At 69.2% G+C, this 21189-nt stretch carries 19 protein-coding genes; 5 read left to right on the top strand and 14 right to left on the bottom strand.

Annotated features, from left to right (window positions below; genetic code table 11):
* Genes GTY58_RS00895 through GTY58_RS00875 form a run of 5 tightly spaced genes read right to left on the bottom strand, consistent with a single transcriptional unit; the run spans position 1 to position 4868 of the window.
* The gene (locus GTY58_RS00895) at positions 1-351 is read right to left on the bottom strand and encodes a hypothetical protein (RefSeq protein ID WP_010981612.1); all 351 of its coding nucleotides are present in this window, start codon (positions 349-351) and stop codon (positions 1-3) included.
* Positions 348-3029 (bottom strand): ATP-binding protein, encoded by a 2682-nt coding sequence (locus GTY58_RS00890; protein WP_010981611.1) that lies wholly within the window; start codon positions 3027-3029, stop codon positions 348-350. Before GTY58_RS00890 ends, GTY58_RS00895 begins: the two co-directional genes overlap by 4 nt.
* The gene (locus tag GTY58_RS00885) at positions 3026-3601 is read right to left on the bottom strand and encodes a hypothetical protein (protein WP_010981610.1); all 576 of its coding nucleotides are present in this window, start codon (positions 3599-3601) and stop codon (positions 3026-3028) included. The genes GTY58_RS00890 and GTY58_RS00885 overlap by 4 nt, the downstream gene beginning before the upstream one ends.
* Positions 3598-3939 carry a hypothetical protein gene (locus GTY58_RS00880; RefSeq protein ID WP_037651020.1) on the bottom strand — a complete coding sequence of 114 codons (342 nt, stop codon included), beginning with the start codon at positions 3937-3939 and terminating at the stop codon, positions 3598-3600. The genes GTY58_RS00885 and GTY58_RS00880 overlap by 4 nt, the downstream gene beginning before the upstream one ends.
* On the bottom strand, positions 3936-4868 hold the full coding sequence (locus GTY58_RS00875; RefSeq protein WP_037651021.1) for a conjugal transfer protein: 933 nt from the start codon (positions 4866-4868) through the stop codon (positions 3936-3938). The genes GTY58_RS00880 and GTY58_RS00875 overlap by 4 nt, the downstream gene beginning before the upstream one ends.
* A gap of 720 nt (positions 4869-5588) precedes the next feature.
* Between GTY58_RS00875 and GTY58_RS00870 the strand changes: the two genes are divergently transcribed.
* Positions 5589-7010: a hypothetical protein gene (locus GTY58_RS00870; RefSeq protein WP_010981607.1), complete on the top strand. Its 1422-nt coding sequence runs from the start codon at positions 5589-5591 to the stop codon at positions 7008-7010.
* A gap of 25 nt (positions 7011-7035) precedes the next feature.
* Entirely contained in the window at positions 7036-8463 is a 1428-nt protein-coding gene (locus tag GTY58_RS40050; protein WP_010981606.1) for a hypothetical protein, read from the top strand.
* A 198-nt stretch (positions 8464-8661) separates the two neighbouring features.
* Here GTY58_RS40050 and GTY58_RS00860 read toward each other — a convergent pair whose 3' ends face one another.
* From GTY58_RS00860 to GTY58_RS00820, 9 genes are all read right to left on the bottom strand, one after another.
* A complete protein-coding gene (locus tag GTY58_RS00860; RefSeq protein WP_037651023.1) occupies positions 8662-9261 on the bottom strand; it encodes a hypothetical protein in 600 nt (199 codons plus the stop codon).
* Between the two features lie 133 nt (positions 9262-9394).
* Positions 9395-10309 (bottom strand): replication-relaxation family protein, encoded by a 915-nt coding sequence (locus GTY58_RS00855; RefSeq protein WP_010981604.1) that lies wholly within the window; start codon positions 10307-10309, stop codon positions 9395-9397.
* Between the two features lie 437 nt (positions 10310-10746).
* Entirely contained in the window at positions 10747-11463 is a 717-nt protein-coding gene (locus tag GTY58_RS00850) for a hypothetical protein (RefSeq protein WP_010981603.1), read from the bottom strand.
* A gap of 120 nt (positions 11464-11583) precedes the next feature.
* Positions 11584-11940 (bottom strand): hypothetical protein, encoded by a 357-nt coding sequence (locus GTY58_RS00845; RefSeq protein WP_010981602.1) that lies wholly within the window; start codon positions 11938-11940, stop codon positions 11584-11586.
* Between the two features lie 41 nt (positions 11941-11981).
* Positions 11982-12920 carry a hypothetical protein gene (locus tag GTY58_RS00840; protein ID WP_048894183.1) on the bottom strand — a complete coding sequence of 313 codons (939 nt, stop codon included), beginning with the start codon at positions 12918-12920 and terminating at the stop codon, positions 11982-11984.
* A gap of 773 nt (positions 12921-13693) precedes the next feature.
* On the bottom strand, positions 13694-14173 hold the full coding sequence (locus tag GTY58_RS00835) for a hypothetical protein (RefSeq protein WP_010981599.1): 480 nt from the start codon (positions 14171-14173) through the stop codon (positions 13694-13696).
* Between the two features lie 363 nt (positions 14174-14536).
* Positions 14537-15400, bottom strand: a complete 864-nt coding sequence (locus GTY58_RS40045; RefSeq protein ID WP_242432099.1) for a hypothetical protein — start codon at positions 15398-15400, stop codon at positions 14537-14539.
* A 140-nt stretch (positions 15401-15540) separates the two neighbouring features.
* Positions 15541-16059: a DUF6248 family natural product biosynthesis protein gene (locus GTY58_RS00825; protein ID WP_010981597.1), complete on the bottom strand. Its 519-nt coding sequence runs from the start codon at positions 16057-16059 to the stop codon at positions 15541-15543.
* Positions 16060-16099: 40 nt separating this feature from the next.
* Positions 16100-16687 carry a hypothetical protein gene (locus GTY58_RS00820; protein ID WP_010981596.1) on the bottom strand — a complete coding sequence of 196 codons (588 nt, stop codon included), beginning with the start codon at positions 16685-16687 and terminating at the stop codon, positions 16100-16102.
* 375 nt (positions 16688-17062) lie between these two features.
* On the opposite strand from GTY58_RS00820, the gene GTY58_RS00815 reads away from it, so the two are divergent.
* Genes GTY58_RS00815 through GTY58_RS00805 form a run of 3 tightly spaced genes read left to right on the top strand, consistent with a single transcriptional unit; the run spans position 17063 to position 20951 of the window.
* The gene (locus GTY58_RS00815; RefSeq protein WP_010981595.1) at positions 17063-18205 is read left to right on the top strand and encodes a site-specific integrase; all 1143 of its coding nucleotides are present in this window, start codon (positions 17063-17065) and stop codon (positions 18203-18205) included.
* Entirely contained in the window at positions 18202-18540 is a 339-nt protein-coding gene (locus GTY58_RS00810) for a helix-turn-helix transcriptional regulator (RefSeq protein WP_010981594.1), read from the top strand. The genes GTY58_RS00815 and GTY58_RS00810 overlap by 4 nt, the downstream gene beginning before the upstream one ends.
* Positions 18537-20951 (top strand): hypothetical protein, encoded by a 2415-nt coding sequence (locus tag GTY58_RS00805; RefSeq protein ID WP_010981593.1) that lies wholly within the window; start codon positions 18537-18539, stop codon positions 20949-20951. Before GTY58_RS00810 ends, GTY58_RS00805 begins: the two co-directional genes overlap by 4 nt.
* Positions 20952-21189 lie beyond the last annotated feature (238 nt).

The raw sequence follows: 21189 nt of genomic DNA, 5'->3' as shown, positions 1-21189 counted from the left end.
TCAAGCCCGCCCTTGCCTCGTATGCGCGCGGCGTCGCCAGATCACGAGCGCGCCTATCGCCGTCGCGGCCGACAGCAGCTTCCATGCGGCTGCGTCACCGCCGGCCTGGGCGCTCGTGGCATGGCGGCCGCGCTCGCAGTACGCCTTGGCCGGACCGGCTATCCGATCGCACGGGTCTGCGGGCGCCTTGGCGGCGTCGGCGGCGAAGGCCTGTCCGGTGCGCGGCCACCAGGCCTCCGGCAGGCTCACCCCCAGCGCCAGGACGAGCACGCCGACGGCCACGGCGATCACCGTGAGAGCGCTCGCGGCTGCGGCGAGGCGCCGGGAACGGCTGGGTGCGAAAGAGGTCATCGGAGTTCCTTCGGACGGTCGCCTGTGGCTGCGCCGGCGAGCGGCGCGGACCCGGGCGCAGTGGTGCGGCGTCCAGGTGTGGTGGTGATGGAGGAGGAGATCCGCTCGATGCGGGGGATGACGACCTTGATACGGCCGGTGTTTTGCCGCGGGCACGCGATGAGGAACTCGCCTTCGCGGCCGCGTTGTCCGACCGGGGACAGGCCGGTGGTCACCAGCCGCAGCAGCTCGGGGTCGTGCGGGTCGAGACCGAGGAACTCCAGTCCTCTGCGGGCGCGTTCACGGTCTGCGGTGCGGGCGAGCGCGCGGTAGGCCATCAGCCCGCGGTCGGGACCGAGTTCCTCGGCATCGTGGGAGCCGGCGAGGAGCCCGGCGCCGTGCTTGCGGCCGTCGTGGAGGATCTCGTGGACCAGGGCGGTGCCCTCGGCCGAAGAGGTCAGCCAGTACAGCTCGTCCAGCACCACGGCGGTGAACCGCTCCGGGTCCTCGAAAGCGGTCTGGCGGGCGATCGCGGCGATCAGGTAGAGCACCGCGCGGCCGATCAGGGCTTCCAGCGGCTGCTGGTGCAGGACCTCGGGCTTGTCGAACGCGGCCTTCGGCGGCAGCTTCAGACCGGTCGTCGTGATCACGATCATGTCGGAGGCACCGGAGGCGTCCAGCCGCACGGGCGGCAGCGCGGGGTCGAACACCATCGCGGCAAGAGGGTTGCTGGCGACTACGCGGATGAGGCCGGCGAGGGTGGCGGCCGCGTCCTGCCGCTTGCCCGCCTGTGCCCCGGCCATCTCGTCGAGGACCTGAAGGACACGGTGCATGGAGGGGGCGTCGCCGGCGGCGGCCCGCTCGACGGCGTGGTGCAGGACCTCCCCGTTGGTGCTCATCGGGCCGATGCCGAGCTGCAGCGTGAGGTAGGACAGGGCGTAGTGGCGGCCTTCGGGGCCGTCGAACATGCGCAGCGGGTCGATGGACACCTCCGCCTGGGCGGCGTCGATGATCTGGCAGCGGCCCGCAGCTGCGGTGCGGGCGAAGGTGGCCCACTCGCGTACGGGGGTGCGGTCGATGCAGATCGCGACCCCGCCGCGCGCCCACACCGACTCGGAGATCAGCTTCTCCAGGACGCTCTTGCCCGCGCCGAGATCGCCGACGATTCCCATGGAGGCGGAGGCGTCCTGCTTGGGTGCGTCCGCCACGTTGATCATCACGGGGCGGGTGGTGCCGCAGTCCAGGTCGATGCCGAGGAACATGCCGTTGGGGTCGCCGACCTCCGCAGCGGTGAAGGCCCCGCCCAGCGCCCAGTCTTCGCTGACCTGGTGCTGGGTGAACTCCCGCACCACACCGGGCCGCGCGGTGCCGGGCAGACCGAGGGTGAACAGGGCCTCTTGCAGCCCGGCGGGGCGCACGGCCCGGTAGTCGGCGCCGCCGAGCAGCGCGGCCAGGGCCCGGGCGCGGGCGTCGCACACGGCGGCGGTCGGCCCCCACACGGTCAGCACGGTGACGGACTGGACCTCGACCTCGACCGACGTACGCGACAGGCGGGCGTCCAGCTCGCCCAGGTCGCGGGCGGCATCGGTCAGGGAGGCGGGCATGCCGGTGGGGCGGGCGTCGTACTGGTCGGCCTGGTCGACCAGTTCGTTCTTCTTGCGCCGGACCTGGTCGCGGGCCTTCTCCGCCGGGACCAGAGTGAGGTCGACGGTGTAGTCGACAGGGAAATCGAGCGTCTCCAGCTGGGCGAACAGGTCGGCGGCGTCCTGGCTGACCGCGGGCGGGCACTCGGCCAGCGCCAACTGCGCCTGATAGCCCACCCCGGCGTCGGACTCCACCTGCAGCCAGCGCCGCCGCAGCGGCGACGACGTCTTCAGCCGCCACCAGGCTTTACGGCCCGAGCGGCCGATCCGGTCCCCGCCGGACAGGCCCTCGACGTCGTCGAGCGCCAGGTCGACGCCTCCCTCCTGCAGGCGGACCTGGCCGAGATCGGCGTAGCTGGGGGACTGCAGCATCCCCGCCCGCAGCTGTCCGCCGTACAGGTCGCTGGTCTCGGCCTCGGTGAGCAGCGGCTCCTCCAGGCCGCGGTGGAGAGTGTGCTGGATCATCCACACGATCTCCGCCGGGCGGGCCGGGCGGAAGGCGACGCCGCCGGCGAGCGCGGCCTCCACCCGGGAAGCCTGCTCGCGGTAGCCGCTCACCTCGCGGCGCGCCACGGGTGCAGCCCGCATGCCCAGCATCGGCGCGACGTCCGCCCACATCGCGCCGAGCGACGCGGTCATCTGCCCGCCGGCGGCCTCGTTCTGCAGCGGCACCGCCAGCCAGAGGGTGCGGCGGTGCATCTCCTGCTCGCCCAGCAGGTCCAGGGTGGCTTCGACGTTTTCCACCCACGGATGCGGACCGCCGTCGGCCGCCGTCTCGCCGGGCTCGATGCCCTCGATCATGCGCAGGGCAATCTCGCCCGGGTCGACCTGAGCGCACAGCCCGAACAGGCGCGGCGCCCCGGACAGCGAGCGGATCAAGTGGGTGATCTTGGCGAGCTGTTCGTCCCGGACCGCAGCCGGAACGTACGTCCCCTGGACGGTCTCCTCCCGGCGGCCCCGCTCGTCCGGGCCGGGGTGCAGCCGGTAGAGGGCCCACACGCTGCCGTGCGTCGACCACACCAGATGCCCGGCGATGTGACGGATCGGCACCCTCACCGCGCACCCCCGGCCTGTTCGGCGAGGGCGAGCAACTGCTGAACGCCCGACACCGGCCCCACCGACACCGGGCGCGCCTGCGGCGCCGAGCGCGGCCGCGCGGACGGACGGACCGCCGGGCCCCGGCGCGCCTTGCGATCGGCTGCAGGCTGGTCGACGCGGAGCGTGGCCATGACCGGGACAGCGGGAGCAGCCACCTCGAGGGTGAAACCGCCAAACAGAGGACGAGAAAGGCGGTCCCGGGCGGCCCGGCCGCCCATCCGGCCACCCTGCGGCTGCCAGGCGAGCAGCACCCAGCCCAGCGCCGCCTGCAACGGGGCGCGCCCCTTGATCTTCGGGCGGCGCACCGCCCAGACCGTCAGGACCCAGGCCACGATGGGCACCGGGCCCATCCACGACCACCAGCTGATCGTCTTGACCAGCAGGAAGCCGCCGCCGACGGCGACCGCGATCTGTGCCGGGGTATATGGGCCGAGCGGGATCTTCCAGTCGGCGACCTTCCCCAGCACCCACGGGTGGCGGCGGGCGGAGGTGTAGAAGCGGCCCACCCGCCCCATGGTCGCGGCGCTCACAGCCCGTCTCCCGTGCCGTCGGAGTGCACCCGGGCGAGCGGATCGGGACCGCGCACGATGCCGGGCACGGCGGGAGCGCCCTTGGACGGGTTCTTCACCTCGTCGGTGAACATGTCCGCCAGGTCGTTACGGCTGTCGTACAGCCCCAGCGCGATGACCATCAGCAGCAGGGCACCGAGGCCGGCCTTGAGGCTGAACTTCTGGACCATGCCGATCACCACGAGAGCCATCAGGCCCGCCTTGAACCCCTTGGTCGCCCAGCTCTCGAGCATGTTGATCCAGCCGTCGCCTGTCTCGTCCAGACGGCCGGCGAGCATCAGGCTCTGCACCGTGCTCACCGGGCACCCCCGCCCCCGCCAGTCCCGGACTCCAGCGCCGCGACTTCCCACCGGCCAGAGCGGGACTTGAGATCGATGTCGTACGCCAGCGGCCAGCGCCCGGCGTCATCCCTGGCCTCGACCTGGACGCGGACACGGACCTTGGTACCGTCGGCCGGCACCTCCTCGGCGGCCACGGCCTCCTCAGCGCCCCACACCTCCTGGACGGTGACCGCGGTGTACGGGGCGGGGGAGACCGGCGACAGCTTCACCCCGGGCGCGAGGTAGCGGTCCACCTCCCCGGCCCCGGTCAGGTACGCGCCGAAGAACTCCCCGACCGCAGACGCCAGATCGCCGCCGGACGGAACACTCACGCCGAACAGCGACTGGGACACCGCGGCACGCGCCGGGCCGGCCACCACACCGGGGGCGCCGGTCACGGCGAACGAGCTGCCGCTCGCGTCGGCCGCCACGGGCACGACGAAGTAGCGCACACGGCCGTCCGCGTACTGCGCAGCCACCGTCACCGCCCACTCGCCGTCCTCGCGCTGCGCACTGCGCACAGCGGTCACCGCTGCCGGCTTCGGCTGCGCACCGGCGACCGGATCCGGCAGATCGACGTCCGGCGCGAGGGACTGCGCAAGCCGCGCCTGCGCACTGTTCGCGTCGTCGGCACTGCTGCGCAACCACGCGTCGACGAACAACTGCGCATAGCCCGCCGGGTCGGAAGCGACGGCGCTACGCACAGCAGTCGGCTTGTCCAAGGGGGCGGCAACAACCGTGGTCGGGCCGGACATCACCGCGACGCCCAGGGCGACGGGGCCGGCCGCGATCGCGGTGAACAGGGCCAGGCGCGACACACGCACGCGGCGCCTCATCTTCTCCAGCTCTACGCCTGCGGCCATCGCAGGGGCAGCGCCGCTCTCCGCGGCCTGCTTGCCAGGGGACATGGTCAAACTCCCAGGTCAGAACGTGTACTTGCTGACCTTGAGAAAACCCGCAAGCCCCGACCCGACCACCGACCATGAACCCCCGACCACGGTCACGATGGGGACACAAAACCCGTGGTCGGGCTCATGGTCGGCCCAACCACAGCCCCGACCATGGGTACCAGGCATGACCGAGCGGACCACCATCACGAAGGCGCCGGGGACGGGGAACTTGCCCAAGCGCCCCGGGCGGTACGGAAAGGAGAGTCCGCTGACGGTTCGGGATCGCGCCGTCACCGGAAGGAGGGCCGCGGCAGCCCGGTTGCGCACAACTGGGCCGAGTGCGCAGCCCCAAGACCGAGGCCCCCTGCCAACCGCGGCGCAACCGTGCGCAGCCGCCCGCACATGCCGACTGCGCAGGCCCCCCAACTCCCTTGCGCAACTGCATGCGCAATGGATGCCACCGTCGCTGCGCAACCGCGACTGCGCATCCTTCCCGAGCACCCAGGACGCTCATGGTCGGCCCGACCATGAGCCCGACCACGGCAGCCCAGTACGCATGTTGCCGCATCGTGACCGGTGGTCGGGGCCGGTGGCCGTCAGCCTGGTCGGGGGCGCCGGGTGAGCTGACGGCATGGATCTCGCGCACCTCTCCTCACTCAGCGGCCCCGGCCACCTCGCGCCCGCACCCTCGCTCCAGGGCATCAGCGGCCGCGCGCTCATGGCGCGCGAGGGAGCACGATGACCCGTTTCGGGGCGGGGATCCGCCGTGGGGTGATGGCGGCAGACCAGTTCACCCAGATCGCCAACGGCCTCTTCCGCGACAGCAGGCTCTCCTTCAAAGCGAAGGGAATCTGCGGCTACATCAGCACCCACGTCACCGGCTGGCACGTCACAGTCGCCGACCTCGTGCGCGTCGGACCTGACGGGCGGGACGCCGTGCGCGCCGGTCTGAGCGAACTGCAGAGGCACGGCTACCTCATCCGCGAACAGCTCAGGCACGACGACGGGACCCTCGGCGACATCGTCTACTCGATCACGGACCACCCAGCCATCGCCGACGCCGCGCTCGCGCAGACGGCTGGCACGGCGTTCGTCTCAGCGCCGCAGGCGGGGGCGGGCTTCGGGGCAGGGGTCCGCCGTGGGGTGATGGCGGCGGACCAGTTCACTCAGATCGCCAACGGCCTGTTCCGCGACGCCCGGCTCTCTTTCAAGGCCAAGGGAGTCTTCGGCTACATCAGCACGCACCGGGACGGCTGGCGGATGAGCGTCACCGACCTGGCGCGCCGCGGCCGAGACGGCGAGGCAGCCGTGAAGAGCGGGCTGAAAGAGCTGGAGAAGCACCGCTTCCTCCTCCGAGAACGCGAGCGCCACCCCGACGGCACCCTCGGCGCGGCCGCCTACTTCATCACGGACCTGCCCAGCCTGCAAAACACCAGCTCGCAACCGTTGTCGGGTTTTCCACCGGTGGATAACCCGACGTCGGTTAATCGCCCCACTAAGAACACCAACAGAAAGAACACCACGAAGCAGAAGACCAACCCCCTCCGTCCGTGCGACCGCGGCGACGCCGCGCGCACGAACGCACGGACGGTCCCCTCGCACGCGACAACGTCGCCGAAGCCGCCGACTCCAGCAGACGAGATGCACGCGGGTATCCGGCTGCTGCTGGACATCGGGGCGAGCCGTCCCGAACTCCTGCTGACCGGGCCGGCACTGACCGATCAAGGCCGCGTGGCGACCGTGATGCTGGAAGCCGGCTGGAGCGCCGAGCAGCTGCGCCACGTCATCACCAGCCGACCGCTGCCGAACCTGGTGCGCACCTCCATCGGCGCGATCATCGCCGCCCGGCTCCGCGCCGCCCAGGCCTACCCGCCGCCCGCTACCGCCGCCCGCCCCGGCGCGGCCCCGCTGGACGAACCCTTCGCGGAGGCGACCAGAGAGCGGTCATCGACAGCGGCCGCCGCCCGCTCTGTGACCCAAGCCCTCACCTACCGGGCCCTCGTCGAGTGCGCCGGCTGCGGCGTGCCCGCCACCGCCCCCGGCGACGACCTCTGCCCCACCTGCCTCGGCTGGCCACTGTGCCGCACCTGCCCCGGACCAACTCGCAAGCGAGCCCACCCCGACGGCGACGGCCGCTGCACGACGTGCGCCTCCGCCTGACCGACCAACCGGAAGGAAGCAACTCGTGACCGACACCCGCCGCAGACCAACGCCAAGCGGCTTCACCCAGCACCTGCACCCCTTCCCGGCTGACCTGGGCCGGTGGGAGGCGGAACACGCACGCGCCCTGCGAACCGGCCACGTACGCGACCACACCTGTACAGCCGAGTGCGAACCCGTACTCGTCTACGAGCGCACCCGGTGGGGCTGGCTCGCCTGGACGATCCCAGGCGACGGCTCCCAGCCCGAACTCCCTCACCAGATCGGGGTCCTCACCCCATCGGCCACACCCACGCAGCGCTTGGCGCTGCGCTGGCTTACCAGACGCCCCGGCCGACGCATCAGCCTGGCCCCCGGCACCCCCGGCTCGCTGCGCGTCGTCACCGTCGCGGTCGCGTTGTTCAGCCTGCTGGCCGGGCTGTTCGCCATGGCCGATGGCATCCCCGCCGACGTCGCCCTGCCAGCGATCGTGCTCGCGCCGCTGCTCGCCGAACACCTGCCGACCACGCTGGACGCCCGGGCCCGCGAACACGTCCGCAGCGTCGAAGGCGCCAGCGCCTGCTGTTACCTCCAGCGCCTCGCAGCCCTGCACACCTACCTCGTCCAGGCCGCCGCCGTCAGCGACCGCTACGAACTGCGCCGGTCGGCCCAGATCAGCCAGCACCTGCTCTGGGATGCCGCCGACCTGCTCCAGACCCAGGACACCCGCTCGGCCTCCTGTGAACTCATCGCACGCGAACGGCTGATGCTCCAGCTCACCCACCAGGTCGCCCAGGTCCTCAGGTACCCATCCGCCCGGTCAGCGCCGGCCGACGCCGACCAGGCCCGCGAGCCGGAGCGGCCGCCTCGCCCGTACCGGCAAGCACCTCAGCACACGCCCGGCACCTCACCGCCGAAGGGAACACCCCTCATGCCCCAATCCAACCCTGCTGCCCGCACCTCAGACATCTACCTGCTCTTCGCGCACGAGCCCTACTACCCCGGACCCGGAACCTTGGAGATCAACACCACCGTGGTCGCCGCCGACACCCTGCTCCACCCGTGGATCCTGCAGCCCGACGGCACCCGGATCCACGACCTCCTCACCCAAGGTCGGCAGCCGCGCGAGGTCATCCCGCTTGCCACCCTTACCCACGAACTGAACGGAGGCGCCGACTGGCCGACGGTCGGCGACTGGGAACGTGTCACCGCCGACCTGGTGCAACTCGTGCAGACACAGAGGTGCGACGCCCTCAGCCTCGGACTTCCCGCAGTTGCCCGGGCCCTGATCTGCACAGGCCCCGAGAACCAAGTGCGCGCCTTCAACGCTGCAGCAGGGGATTTCACCGTCTACGGACCGGACGACCGCACCAAGGTCCTGACCGAGGTCGGCATGTTCCTCACCGGCGTCGCGGCCGAGCAACCCTTCTGGCCGGGCGACGGACTCCTGCCGCCGCTGTGCCAGAGCGCCTGACAGCAGCGTGGGAGCAGAACGCTGATCAGCGGCCACGATGGTTCAGACAAACGTCTGCCGCCCCAGGACCGGCGTCCTGGGGCGGCAGACTGATCAACACTTAACGCTGGCGCCGGCGCCTGTGCTCGCTGTGCGGCGCATTCGGCCGGGAAACGGTCCTTGAACGGCGTTCGCGGTGGACAGCATCCCTCATGGCGCTCAGCTTCGTCCCAGTTCACGCCGACCCCGGGGGCTATCCATGGCGAAGCGCACCGCGAAGAAGGGCAGCAGCAGACGAGTACGGCTGTCCGCCGACCGGCTACGGAAGGGCTGGCCCGGCCCCGCCGGCACCCGCGTGCGGCTCGCCACAGCAGCGGACGCGGACACCGTCGACGCGCTGCTCGACACGGCCGGGGCCCGGCTCATCCCGGTCTGCGGTCCTCCATCGAGCAGGGCACCGCAGGTGCCGCCCTCCTGGACGGTCTGGACGGCACCACCAAGACATTTTTCGAGGACTTCGCGCGCCGGACCATCGGGCACCCGAGGGCCGACTCGATGGCCAGTGTCAGCCTGACTCTCGTGGCCGCCAACGAGCAGGACCAGCCGATCGGCGCTCTGTCCGTCACCGCCCCCGGAACCATCATCGAGCGGGCTCTGGAGTACGGGTACAGCAACGTGCAGGCTGTGATCCTGAGCGTGGCCATTGGCAAAGTGCACGGCCTGGCGGTAGCCGAGCAGGCCCGCGGCCAGGGCCTCGCCAGCTTCCTGCTGAAGCGGGCCTGGCAGGTCTACGACCAGCTCGGCTACTTCCTGTTGCACGGGTCCTTGGAGACCGAGCGGGACCTAGGCGCCTTCTATAAGGGCTGCGTATATACCGTGTACGCCCCCGGCGAGGGATTCGCGTGTTCACCCGCTGGCGGCCTCCCCGCTGAGCGACCACCGGCCGTTCACCTCACAGGTCCGTCCACGGGCGCGAATTACCTCCGACCAGAGGCATCCACACGTCTTGGGCGGGACCGTGCTGCTCCAGGTCTTCAAGCACGGCGGCTCCCAGCCGGACCTCCCGAGCGAGACCCGCCACGAGTGGGTGCTGAGCCACCATCGCCTGCAGATCGCTCATCCGATTCTCCAGCCTGACCCGGGAGGCACCTGTGAGCACGAAGAGCACACGGGGAAAAACCGGATACCAGCGCAGCCACGCAGGACCTACGGACGCCTGCCTCCGCCGGCCGACGGGCTGGGCCTCGTACTGGAACAGGCGGGCGTACTCGATCAGCTTCACGGCCAGCCGCTCACTGCTCATGGTGCTGCGATCGACTTCCACGAACGCGCGCAGCTTTCGCCGGTGTTCGCTCTCGACGACCGTGTAGTACATCACCGCGTCGGCTACGATCCGCTCACCCTCACCGATGGAGTGGGACACCTCAGGGGTCCAGTCCCAGGGGCCGTGCTCGTGCCCGAGCCGGCGGGCGTCTGCGGCGAAAGCAAGGTGAGCGCGAACGACGGCGAGCGTGTGCGGGGTCTTCAGCGATGCTGCCGTCATCGAGGAGATGGGGTAGGGCGGCCGTCCTCGTAGGACGGGCAGGTCCCGGGTCAGCCGTGCGCCCTCCTGCGTGAGGTACCAGGCGTTGGTACGGGTTCGGTTCGCGTCCGGCAGCACCGTGCAGTCAACGAAGCCGTCGGAACGTAGCCTGTTCAGCACGCGGGACATCAGCTGCCGCGTGCCGTCCGGTCGCAACATCCGACGCATCTGGCTGGTGGTGGCGATGCGGTGCTGGGCGAGCCCGGCCAGCACCTGGTGGGTCAAGGGCTCAGCGGGAGTGGGGGCCATTGCCGTCGCCGGAATACTCTGTGCGGCGCTGTTCATGAGATGTTTCCTTCCACGGCCGTGGTGGTCTCCGACGGAAACCTGCGGTTGCTGTTCGAGGAAACCCGTCGGCCCCGACCAGGTCCCCGACCAAGAAGCCCCGACCATGGTCACAAAGGCGAAACAGCCTGGCGGTCTGCACTCTGCTCGGCATCCATGGCCCCGACCACGGGCCGCGCCCATCCGCAAGGGCAGCTCGCTCCGGCAGCGAGGGCCGTCATCTGCTGAGCCAGGGGCCACTGGCGAACTGAAAAGAGGGCGGCCCCACGAGAAGTTCGGCGATGGCCGGTCCGCAGCAGCCAGGCTGCTGCGGGGCGCGGTGGCGAGCCGCGCCATGCCGGCCATCGTGCGACACCCGGCCCGCAAGGGACCAACACCCAAAGCCGGCTGTCGCGTTCATGGGGCGGTGAGCGGAGCTCCGCGCACCGCCAGGGGTACTACTTCTTGGACCGTTGGGCTGCCTGCTCGAGGATGCGCCGGCGCGTCCACCGCCGGCGCCCGTTCTGGCGCCCGGCATTCTCTGCGACCCCGTCCGTGGTCTTCAGTAGCGGAAGGTTGCCCTGGGACAGGCTGCTCGAGAAGGAGCCGACGGTCTTGTACCCCAGCAGGGCGGCCGCCTGGCTCGCCCCCAGAAGCTCCTCGGGATCGCCGTCGACCGGCACGTCGGGCAGCGGCGGCGCCTCCTTGGCTCCGGCTCGTCTTCCGCGGCCGGGCCGGGTGGCCATCCACGCCTGCAGAGTCTCTACCTTCCACAACTGCCGGCGGTAGGGGTTCGCCGCCGTGCCCTTCTCTTCGACGACATCCGGCTCGGGGAAGTAACCGGGGTGATCGCGCACGAAGGTCGTGACCTGGCTGGAGTTCTTGTAGCCGAGATACCTCGAGGCCTCCGCCGCGTTCAGTAACGTCCCCGGAGGGAGGGAGGGCGGTGCGTGTTCAGCGAGCCGTGACGGCGCCCGGTCGGCGAACCACTCGGTGACCTCCGCGTGGTTCCACAGGCGGGCGCGGCCGCGCTTGTCGACAGGATCGGGGAATGTCCTGCCGGCCGCGTTCTCCGCGCGCTCGGTGTAGAACTGGCTGATCCGTGAGGGTGTCAGGCCCTGTTCAGCCGCGATCTCGGCAGCGTCGGCCAGGCGAGGCTCACGGCGCGAGGTCATGGCAGAACCGTCCGTCCTGTCAGCAGTGAGCCGGCCAGCCCGACTCACAACGCAAATAATGGCAGAAGTTGCGGTTGGAGGTCCAGCCCGCGGCTCAAGGTTCTTCTCTGACGGTCGCGCTCACGGCTCACGGCCTTCCTCGGGGACCAGGCAGACACCGCGGCGCGCGGCGTCCTCGGCCATCTCCGCGTACGCGATGGCGGCCGGCGTCATCTCCCACTCGACCAGGGCCAGCAGCAGGATCACCTCGTCGCGGTCCTGCGAGGCATCGCAGGGCATACCGGCAGTCTCAGCGGCGAACATCAGGTCTTCGGTGGCCAGCCCGCCGAGACGCGATGCCATTTCCCGGTGCAGCTCCTGCAGGCCCTGCTGGTACAGCTCGTTTGCCTCGGCCAGGAGCAGCACCAGGTCCTCGCCGTGGCTGGCCGGTGCCGCCGCAGCGAGGTCGAGGATGCGCTGGGTCGTCGTCATCGTCATTGAGTATCCCTCCCGGATGGGGGTGAGCGCCGGTGTGGTGGTCAGTGGCAGCCATCGCACCCGGCGGCGCTGTGCAGGATCTCGCCCGGCCCGGTACGGGCCTTGGAGTCCCATGTGGGCGGCTTGCGCAGGGCGGCGTGGACGTCGCGTTCCATCCGCTCGAAGTCCTCGGTCTCCTCGACCAAGACGCCGGGGTCCGGGGCATCGCGCCGGCGGGACAGCGCGATGAGCTCGGCCATGGTGATGTTCGGGTTGAACGGCACCTGGCGGACACGTTCGACCAGCGCGCACAACTCGGCCATCCGCGGCCGGCGCCCGGCGGTCAGCAGCAGATCGCGGTGATTGGCCAGGGTGCAGGCCGAGCACGAACAGCGACTGGAACCACCCCGGTCCTTGGCACCGGGGTACGAGTCGTAGCACCAGTGGTAGGGCAGCCCCGCGCTGATCGTGCGCTCCCAGACCTCCTCGGTGCTCACCTGGTGCGCGGGCAGCCACTCGTCGACGATCCGGGCCGAGTTGTCGGTAGTACGGCGCCACATCTCCCGGTTGCGTCGGTCCGGGCTCTCCTCGGCCCGCATCCCGAGCACGTTGGCGAACATCAGCGGGCCGTCCGTCTCCTTCCTGAGCGCGCGGACCTGCGGGGTGAACGCCTGGTACACCATCTTCGTCTTCCACGGGCCCGTGCAGGTGCGGGCCCGGCCGAGCCAGGGCCAGTCGCCTCGTTCCGCGATGAAGGCCAGTAGGTCGAACGGCACCCGTTCACCGTCGACTTCACGGCTGCGGCGGATCTCGACATGCCGCTCGGGCGGCACGCCGAGGGCCTGGCTGTGCTGTGCAGCGAGTTCGCTGGCACTCGGCCAGCGCACTCCGTCCACGGTGACGGCGGGCCACTCCATCGGTCCCAGACTCGCGTGGGCGGTCCAGACGCGGTCGGCGACGCCTGCCTGGCGGGCGGCGTCCATCGCGATCAGGCCGGCCACTGATCTCGGATCGGTCGTAGCGATCCCCGCATGCGTCGGTGACCCACGGGATCCGCACCCCGCGCTTCTTCGCTGGCTTCGGCACGTACCCTCCCCCTGCAGTACGCCCAACCGGTGGGGCGCTCTCCCCTGATCCTGCCCGCTCCAATCTCGCCATGCCCGGGCGTTGCTCTCGGCAGGCTGATGAGGCGCAGTCCCGCATGAGTCGGGCGAAGTGGGTGAGGACCCGGTGCCGTCACGGTTCCGGGTCCTCACCGTCCGCGCAGCGACCGGTGCGATGCCCGGTGTACGTGGCCGGGGGCTGCGGACACGTCGTTCGGGCCGGGGCGGCGGCATGCGGGCCGGGCCGCCTGCCCTCCACGGTGCGCGCGCCTTCGAGGTATCGCATTTTGTGTCCGTACGTCCGAGTGAGGCCCGCTGAGACACCGTAGGTGCAGGGGCGCAGTTCGCTGCGGCACCGCCAGGTCCCCGGCTGTGTGAGGCGTGTCGTTTCTCCGGTACGACCAATCCCCCCACACGGGCGGCGCACAGCTCAAAGCCCGGACAGTGCCCCCACCATGGCCGTTATCACCAGTGCATGATCAAAACCGTGCAGCGCGGCCTTATCGCCGCCGCCCTCGCCCTCCTGCCCCTCACCACCCCCGCACCCGGGAGCGGCGCTGGAGGTGACTGGGAACGACACCGAGCGCCCCGTTCCTCGCCGAACGACTCGCCGGACTGCAACGCGCGAGATGGACTACGCAGGCGGAAGAAGAAGCCTCAGCAGGGGGGCGTCAGCACGTGGTAACGAATCTGACTGTTTCCGTTCCCATGGCGTAGTCAAAACTGTTGGCGTGCAGGACCCCCCATGCGTAGCCATCTCCGCATGTACTGAACGCCACCGTCGGGCCGAAGCAGGCGCGGGACTGCCCGCTGCTGAGGGTGTAGTCGTAGGTGCACGTGGAATACCCGTTCACGCCATACAGCTCGTCAGAGTGGACTTCACCTTGTCGGAGGATGACGTCCTTGGTACTGCTGTTCGTGACAATCAGTACAGCTTGCCCCTTGGTCTTGTCGGGCGTGACGACGATGCACGTCTGGAACACGACATAGTTCGAGAGAGGGGTCTTGGTGGTGGGTCCGCAGTGCCAGTTCGAGTTCGTGCTGTAGGTCTGCCAGTACACGGTGGCGCTTGCTGGCGAAGCCCCGAAGAGAATCAGGGCAGTGGTTGCTGCCGTAGCGGCCAACCAGGTAAGTATTCGGCGAATTTTCATGGGCACCTTCCTGATGCTGTGTGAACTGCCGTCGTGTGACGTGTTCATGAGGCAGCAACACTCTAGGCGACTCTGATCTTCGCTGGGGGAGGGAGTTGCACCCAGGGCTCCGGCGATGTTTGCGTGACGCCCAGTTCGTGATGATCTGTCAGTGCAGCGGTGCCCCGCAATGTGACAGGGACGGCTTCTAAGATCATGGAGTTCACTACGCCTGGCTTTATTCACGGGTTGTGGTTCTGCCTCAGGTTCTGTGGTGCAGCCACGCTGAGTGACCGGATTACCTTGCGGTTGACCGACCCCGATGGGGTTCTGGCACAGATCTTGGGGAGCGATCGCGGAGGGTGACGGTGTCGTTCGATTCGCTCAGAGCGCGATCGGCCGGTACTTCAGAGCCTCGTCGACAATCTGCTCCGCAGACGGGTCCTGAAGGATGTCCGAGGGATGGAAGACCAGGTCACTCACCCGGGGATGCGACACGTTCGCCTCCAGGAGCCGCAGATAGTAGCCGCTCTCCGCAGAGGCAGTCAGGAGTCTGCGAACGATCTCAACGAGCTCGTCCCGGTTGATGTCCGCAACCACGGGGCGAGCCGGCCGGGCCGCCTCCTTCGCGAACTCCTCCAGGCTCCTGCTGCCGTAGTACTCAGCGAAGTCGAGAGCCACGTAGTCGTGACCGGTCATCGCGTTGAACGCCTCGATCGCCTCGCCCGCCGCCTCTGGGCGGGCGACCAGCAGCTCAGCAATCTGCTCAACCTCCGCGCACAGCTCGTCCAGCCGCTGCTGGCTCACCGTCCGGGCGGTGGCCCGGCTGGCGTAGACCGCGTTCGTGGCTGCGTAGATCGTGCCGACGTGCCCAGGCATGACCAGAAGTCCCGAAGCGGTCCGGCGCGGGACAGGGTCCGCGAACGAGACGACTCCGTGTACACCCCTGGCGAGCAGGCGTTTTAGGCAGTTCGCGAGGAACCACGACTCCGAATTCGCCGGGCACTCATCCAGCAGGACGAATCTCGAGCACACCAACGACTCGGTGTACGGCCGGAGCTCGGGCAGTGGCTTGGTGAGGACGGCGGTGCTGACCGGCACTCCGAACACGGCCACCCCGCAGAGCCGCCTCTCGCCGTCGACGACGTCGTACAGGCCGAATTGCACCGTCACCGCCGGGTACGAGCCGGAGTAATGGTGTGCGAGCACGAACCCCTTGGCGGGCTCCTCGTCGGGGATGACGTCCACGGTGTATCGGCGGGCGTCGAAGCCTCCGTCGCGGACATGCGCCCAGGAATGCCTCCCCTCGCGCCACCGCTGGCACCAGGGGGACGCGGTCGGTACCTCCGGCAGGTCCTCGAACGGCAGGGTCTCCTGGACCGGGAACCTCACGGTGCCTCCCCGTCCCCGTGCTCCTGCGGGCCGCTCGCGAAGAGGGGGAGCTGTCCCTCCGGGGCGACCGCAGGCCGCTGCGCAGGGACGGCGTGCTGGGCGGCAGGGGGTTTCTCGGGTTTGCCCGTCTCGGCGGTCTCTTCGACGGCCGTCGGGTGAGGGCAGGGGCAGATCCACCGGCAGGGCCGTTGGCCAGGTCTGAACCGGATCACGGCGACGACGAACCCTTGGGCGTCGGTGATGGTGTCGGCGTGCTCGTCGACGCGGGGGCCGCCGGCGCTGACGCACCGGTCGTGGTGCCCGGAGGCACAACCGGGGCAGATGCCGCGCTCGCAGGAGCACCAGCGGTGGAAGCCGCAGGGGTAGGCGTCCTCGATCTTGCGCAGGCCCTTGGTCCAGGCGTGCGCGCGTACCCAGGCGCCTTCCTCCTCCCTCATCGGGGAGGGCACGGTGGAGGGAATGGGGTCGAGGATGCCCATGATCGCGGCGCCGATATGGCGCAGTCGGGTCGTCATGCTTCGTCTCCAAACAGGGTGGGCGTGGCGTGGAGTTCGTTCATCCAGGCCAGGAGGCGGGGAGGTTGGTGTCGGGCCCAAAGGCGAGGTAGGTGCCGTCGCAGCTGGTGCAGCCGAAGGCCTGCGCGATGCGCAGCCGCCGACGGGAGTTGACGCGGCCCATGTGGACGGCCAGGCCGCGCTTCCGGGCTTCAACGGCCAGCCGGTGGGCGGCCGGTGAGGTCTTCCACTCGGTGCTGCCGGCGAGGAACAGCACGTCGATCGAGTCCCAGGGGATGAGGCCGTGCTCGCTGCCGTCCTGGGCGGCGAATGCGGCCGGGATACCGAGGGCGCGGATGGGCTCCAGCCAGGGCAGCGACTCGGCGAGGGTGGCCGCGGCGTCCATGGGGACGTCGGGGGCGACGGCCCACAGACAGCGGCCTCGGCTGTAGCGGTTGACGGTCGCCGTCAGCCACGCGAACCAGGCCTGCTCGCCGGGCCATCCCTTGCCGAACTTGCCGTTGTCGCACGCGTACAGGGCGCCGGGCGGGATCACGTTGCCCTGGGCCGGGGTCGTCATGCAGGCCAGGAGTCCGGCCTGCATGGCGGCCCGTACGTCAGCTCCGGACGGCGTGGCCAGGTACAGCATGGCGGAGACGCGGGGGAGGTGCGGGGCCTGAGGGCATGGGTGCGCCCACGGGAAGTCCTTCCGGAGGTGGCGGTGAGGGGCGGTTCAGAGGAGGGGCAGCTGGGCAGTGGAGCCCGAGACGAGGGCGTCCCAGTGCTGCTCGAAGTTCTGGTCCTGCTTGTCGATCACGCGGGCGGGGGCGGTGGCGAAGAGTTCCTCCGCCAAGCGCCGGAAGTTGCATCAGGTGAGTGATCCAGATGTCCGCTACGTCGTCTGCCAGTGCATCTGCTGACGCTCGCCTTCGCTTCGAGCTCGCAGGATGGAGCCCGCTGACCTGCAGGACTAGCGTCACCCTCCCGTTTACTGCAAGATACTTGCGTTCTGCGGGAGGGGTTTGTGGCCAGGGACGTAGAAGCACCCATCGGGTCCGCGCGACTTGAGTTGGTCGAGGGCGTACGTCTCCTGCACCCGGCGGATGCGGTGCTTGAGGCGATGCTCACGGGGTGGGGCCGCCAGCAGCGAGGCGGCCGGCACCTGCAGGAGAAGACGGTGAGCGACCGGATCGCTACCATCCGCAGGTTCGTGAAGTTCGCCGACGCCTTCCCATGGACGTGGGGTGCCGCGGACATGGATGAATGGACGACGCATCTGGTCGCAGAGAAGCACTTGCAGCCGTCGACGATCAGGGCGACGCAGGGGGCCGTCAGGATGTTCTGCGACTACCTCCTCGATCCTCGCTACGACTGGGCCGTGGAGTGCGAGAGGCGGTTCGGCACCCATCCCATCCAGGTCTGCCACGAGTGGAACACCCTCGATCACCTGCTGGACTACGAGGGTGATCCCGACCGCCGGCCGATGACGCGGGGGGAACTGCAGCAGTTGTTCGACCACATCGACGAACGCGTCGACTTGGCGATCCGACGCGGCCGCAAGGGAGCCCTGACCGCCTACCGCGACGCGACCCTGTTCAAGGTGATCTATGGCTGGGGCCTGCGGCGGACGGAGACTGCCCGGCTGGACACCTTCGACTGGTATCGCAATCCCAAGGCCAAGGAGTTCGGACGGTTCGGCATGCTTGAGGTTCGCTATGGCAAGTCGTCCCGGGGCCAGCCACCGAAACGGCGGAGCGTCTGCAGCACGATGCCGTGGGCTGTCGAGGCGGTTGAGGACTACACCACCAACATCCGGCCGCGGTTCAAGGGGCACGACCGGAGCAAAGCCTTGTGGCTGAGTGAACGGGGCACCCGCCTGTCCGCGAAGGAGATCGACGAGCGATTCTCCGTCTATCGCAAGGCCCTCAAGCTCGACGAGGACCTGGTGCCGCACTGCTTGCGGCACTCGTACGTCACGCACAGCATCGAGGACGGGGCCGACCCGGTCTTCATCCAGCAGCAGGTCGGCCACGAGTATGCGTCCACGACCGCTCTCTACACCGGCGTGTCCGGCGACTTCGCGAACACCATGATGCGGAAGGCAATCGACTCAGCGCTCCAGCGCGATCTGCAGGACTTTGGCCCCGGCGGCAGGAGCAGACGATGACGGCAAAGCTCGACTACCGGTGGAAACTGCGCGAGGTCATGGCGACCCGCGGCATGTTTTCCACGATCTCCCTGCAACCTCTGCTGGCCGAACGCGGCATCGACTTGTCCTCCAGCCAGGTCTACCGGCTGGTGACTGAGCGACCCGAGCGACTGAGCCTGAAAGTTCTCATGGCCTTGCTGGACATCCTGGACTGCTCGATGGACGACCTCATCGAGCCAGTAGCCTCGGCCTCCTCGGCTGCCAAGCCGAAGCGTGCAGTCGGCGACGCCGACACCAGCGTCGGGTCGTTCCGCCCCAAGCGGGCCCGGATCGTCCCCCGGTCAGAGCCGTGACCCAGCCCGACCGGATCCTCTCTGATCCCTGCGGCACCATCGTGGACATGGTCGCGCGGGTCGAGCCTGATCTGACTGTGGAGCAAATCCGGGATGCGGTGAAGCAAGCCGCCCCCAGCCGGACCGCACGCCGGAGCCTGGCAAAAACATTGACGGCCGATCCCGCACTGCTGACGTCCAGGCGCCCCGAAGGCTCTCGTTCCGTCGAACGGCTGATCCACAAGCTCCTGGCACACGGCGCCCGCCAAGTCGCCGTTCCCCTCTGCGCCGGCTGCGGCAAGCCCGAACCCCTCCCGCAGCGACGAGGGAAACTCCGCGTCTGCGCCTACTGCGACGCCACCGCACGAGCCCAGCAACAGCCCTGCGCCGACTGCGGATTGCCCCGGGTCATCCGTTACACGGGCCGCAATGGCGAAGGACTCTGCAGCAGCTGCCAGCCGAAGGACAATATCGACTGGGCTCAGCGGATCTGCGATCACATTGCCACTGTCGACCCCACGGTCCCGGCAGAGACCGTCCGCCAGATCATCACCACCATTACCCGCGGCCGTCCCCACTACGTCCGGCGGCTGGCCTGGGACCTGGAGGACCGGCCCGGAATGCTGACCGGGAACGCCGGCCACGGAACCCCCAAGGTCATCGCGCTGATCGATGCCCTCCGGGACGCCGGAGCGCAAGCCATCGTCCGCCCGCCCTGCCCCCACTGCGGCCGCACCAGCGTGACGCTCCGCAACACCCTGGGAGATGTCAGGGTCTGCCCGACCTGCTACAACACCCGCAAGGCCGTCAACTGCTCTCGTTGTAAGCGCCGCTCTCCCGTCGCCCGCCGCAGCCCCGACGGACAATCCATCTGCAACCACTGTGACCGGACCGACCCGATCAACCATGAAGAATGCTCCGGATGCGGCCGACTCCGGCCGATTATCAGACGAAACAGCCCGACCGGCCCCCTCTGTGACACCTGCTACCGGCCACCCGTCGCAATCTGCCTGCTCTGCGGGCACGCCCGCCCGTGCTTCGGCGTCGCCGGCGGCATGCCACGCTGCGAAAACTGCACGCGTTTGCGAGAACCCTGCCTGGACTGCGGCCGCACCATGCCCGTCAAGGCCCGAACCGCCAACGGCCCCCTTTGCGAGACCTGCTTCAAGAAGAACCCCGTCTCCTTCAAGGCCTGCACCCGCTGCGGCACGGTCGAACGACTCCGGCACCACGGCCTCTGCCATCGATGCGCCTGCAATGAGGAACTCACCGCGTTGCTGGCAGGCCCTGACGGAGCCGTCGCAGCCCCACTCATGCAACTTCACTCGACCCTGATGGCCAGCAATCACGTCCGCGTCCTGGACTGGCTACAAAAGCGGAACACAGCAGTCTCGGTACTCCGCGAGATAGCCACCGCAGAATGCTCCCTCGACCATGAATCACTCGATGCCCGAACAGACAAGGCCGTCGAACACCTTCGGGCCATCCTCGTCGCTGCCGGCGCCCTGCCGCGACGCGACGAACAACTGGTCGCGGCAGAGCGATGGATCGCCGCCGCTGTCGCTGCCATTGCAGATCTCTCCGACCGCCACACCATCCAGGCATTTGCCACCTGGACCCACCTGACTCGTCTGCGTAAGTACTCCCGTCGCAAGCCCATCACCGCTGGCCAGGCGGTGTCCGCCCGCCGCAGCGTCAAGGCAGCGGTCGGCTTCCTGGCCTGGCTGCGAGCCGAGGGCCTGAATCTTGAGGCTGTCGGCCAGCGTGATCTCGACCGCTGGCTGGAAGGCGGCCCCACTACACGGCAATATGCTCGTGACCTGGTTCTCTGGGCCGTCCGCACCAAGCGAGCGACAAACATCAGCATCCCGGCGCGTCTCAAGAACTCTCCGACCCAAGCTCTCGACGAGGACGAACGAAGAGAGATCGCCCACCGGCTCCTCGGCGACGACCAGCTCGACGCACGCGACCGTGTTGCCGGCCTGCTGAGTCTTCTCTACGCGCAGCCTTTCAGCGTGATCATCCGTCTCACTGCCGATCACGTCGTCGTGCGCGAGAAGAGCGTCCTCTTGCGCCTCGGCAAGGAGCCTCTTGAACTATCTCCCGAACTGGGCAACCTTATTCAGCAGATCGCGGCTGATCGCCGCCGCGACGGCCAGATCGGGCAGATTGACGCTCATTGGCTGTTCCCCGGAATCCGTCCGGGCCAGCACCTCAGCCATATCACTCTCGCTGCCCGACTCAAGCGGCTGGGTATCCGGTCCTTGCCCAGCCGCACGGCGGCTATCCGCGACCTGACCGCCGAAGTCCCAGCCGCAGTCGTCAACCGCCTTCTCGGCCTCAGTACCTCAACCGCTACCAGCTGGGCCAAGAGAACGGCTAAGACTTCATACGCTGCTGAAATTGCCCGCCGAAGTGACTCGGACAAGTGACGACTGGCATGGTGGGAGGACACCGCGCGGGAGTGTGGTGATCCGCTGCCGCAGACGATGGTGGCGGAGGCTTGAGCGGGCCCGGCAGCGGGTGGCTGCGATGCAGCGGGGAGAGCATGCGGAGTGCCCGGTGTGCGGGCGGTCGTGGACGGTAGTCCAGGCGGTGGGGCGCGCCAAGGGGCGGGTATCAACGTTGCCGCTGAGGTTCCTCGCGGCGACGGCCGCGCTCTATGGGCGC

The sequence above is a fragment of the Streptomyces sp. SID5469 genome (genome assembly GCF_009862865.1).
Classification (GTDB): domain Bacteria; phylum Actinomycetota; class Actinomycetes; order Streptomycetales; family Streptomycetaceae; genus Streptomyces; species Streptomyces avermitilis.
Note: the sequence above shows the minus strand (reverse complement) of the source record. Positions and strands in the feature narration are given on the sequence as shown.

Coding starts and splice junctions, on each gene's coding strand:
- GTY58_RS00850 (WP_010981603.1), bottom strand. CDS start 11,463: ATGACCTCGCGCCGTGAGCCTCGCCTGGCCGACGCTGCCGAGATCGCG.
- GTY58_RS00875 (WP_037651021.1), bottom strand. CDS start 4,868: ATGTCCCCTGGCAAGCAGGCCGCGGAGAGCGGCGCTGCCCCTGCGATG.
- GTY58_RS00845 (WP_010981602.1), bottom strand. CDS start 11,940: ATGACGATGACGACGACCCAGCGCATCCTCGACCTCGCTGCGGCGGCA.
- GTY58_RS00870 (WP_010981607.1), top strand. CDS start 5,589: ATGACCCGTTTCGGGGCGGGGATCCGCCGTGGGGTGATGGCGGCAGAC.
- GTY58_RS00855 (WP_010981604.1), bottom strand. CDS start 10,309: ATGAACAGCGCCGCACAGAGTATTCCGGCGACGGCAATGGCCCCCACT.
- GTY58_RS00825 (WP_010981597.1), bottom strand. CDS start 16,059: ATGACGACCCGACTGCGCCATATCGGCGCCGCGATCATGGGCATCCTC.
- GTY58_RS00820 (WP_010981596.1), bottom strand. CDS start 16,687: ATGCTGTACCTGGCCACGCCGTCCGGAGCTGACGTACGGGCCGCCATG.
- GTY58_RS00835 (WP_010981599.1), bottom strand. CDS start 14,173: ATGAAAATTCGCCGAATACTTACCTGGTTGGCCGCTACGGCAGCAACC.
- GTY58_RS00810 (WP_010981594.1), top strand. CDS start 18,202: ATGACGGCAAAGCTCGACTACCGGTGGAAACTGCGCGAGGTCATGGCG.
- GTY58_RS00895 (WP_010981612.1), bottom strand. CDS start 351: ATGACCTCTTTCGCACCCAGCCGTTCCCGGCGCCTCGCCGCAGCCGCG.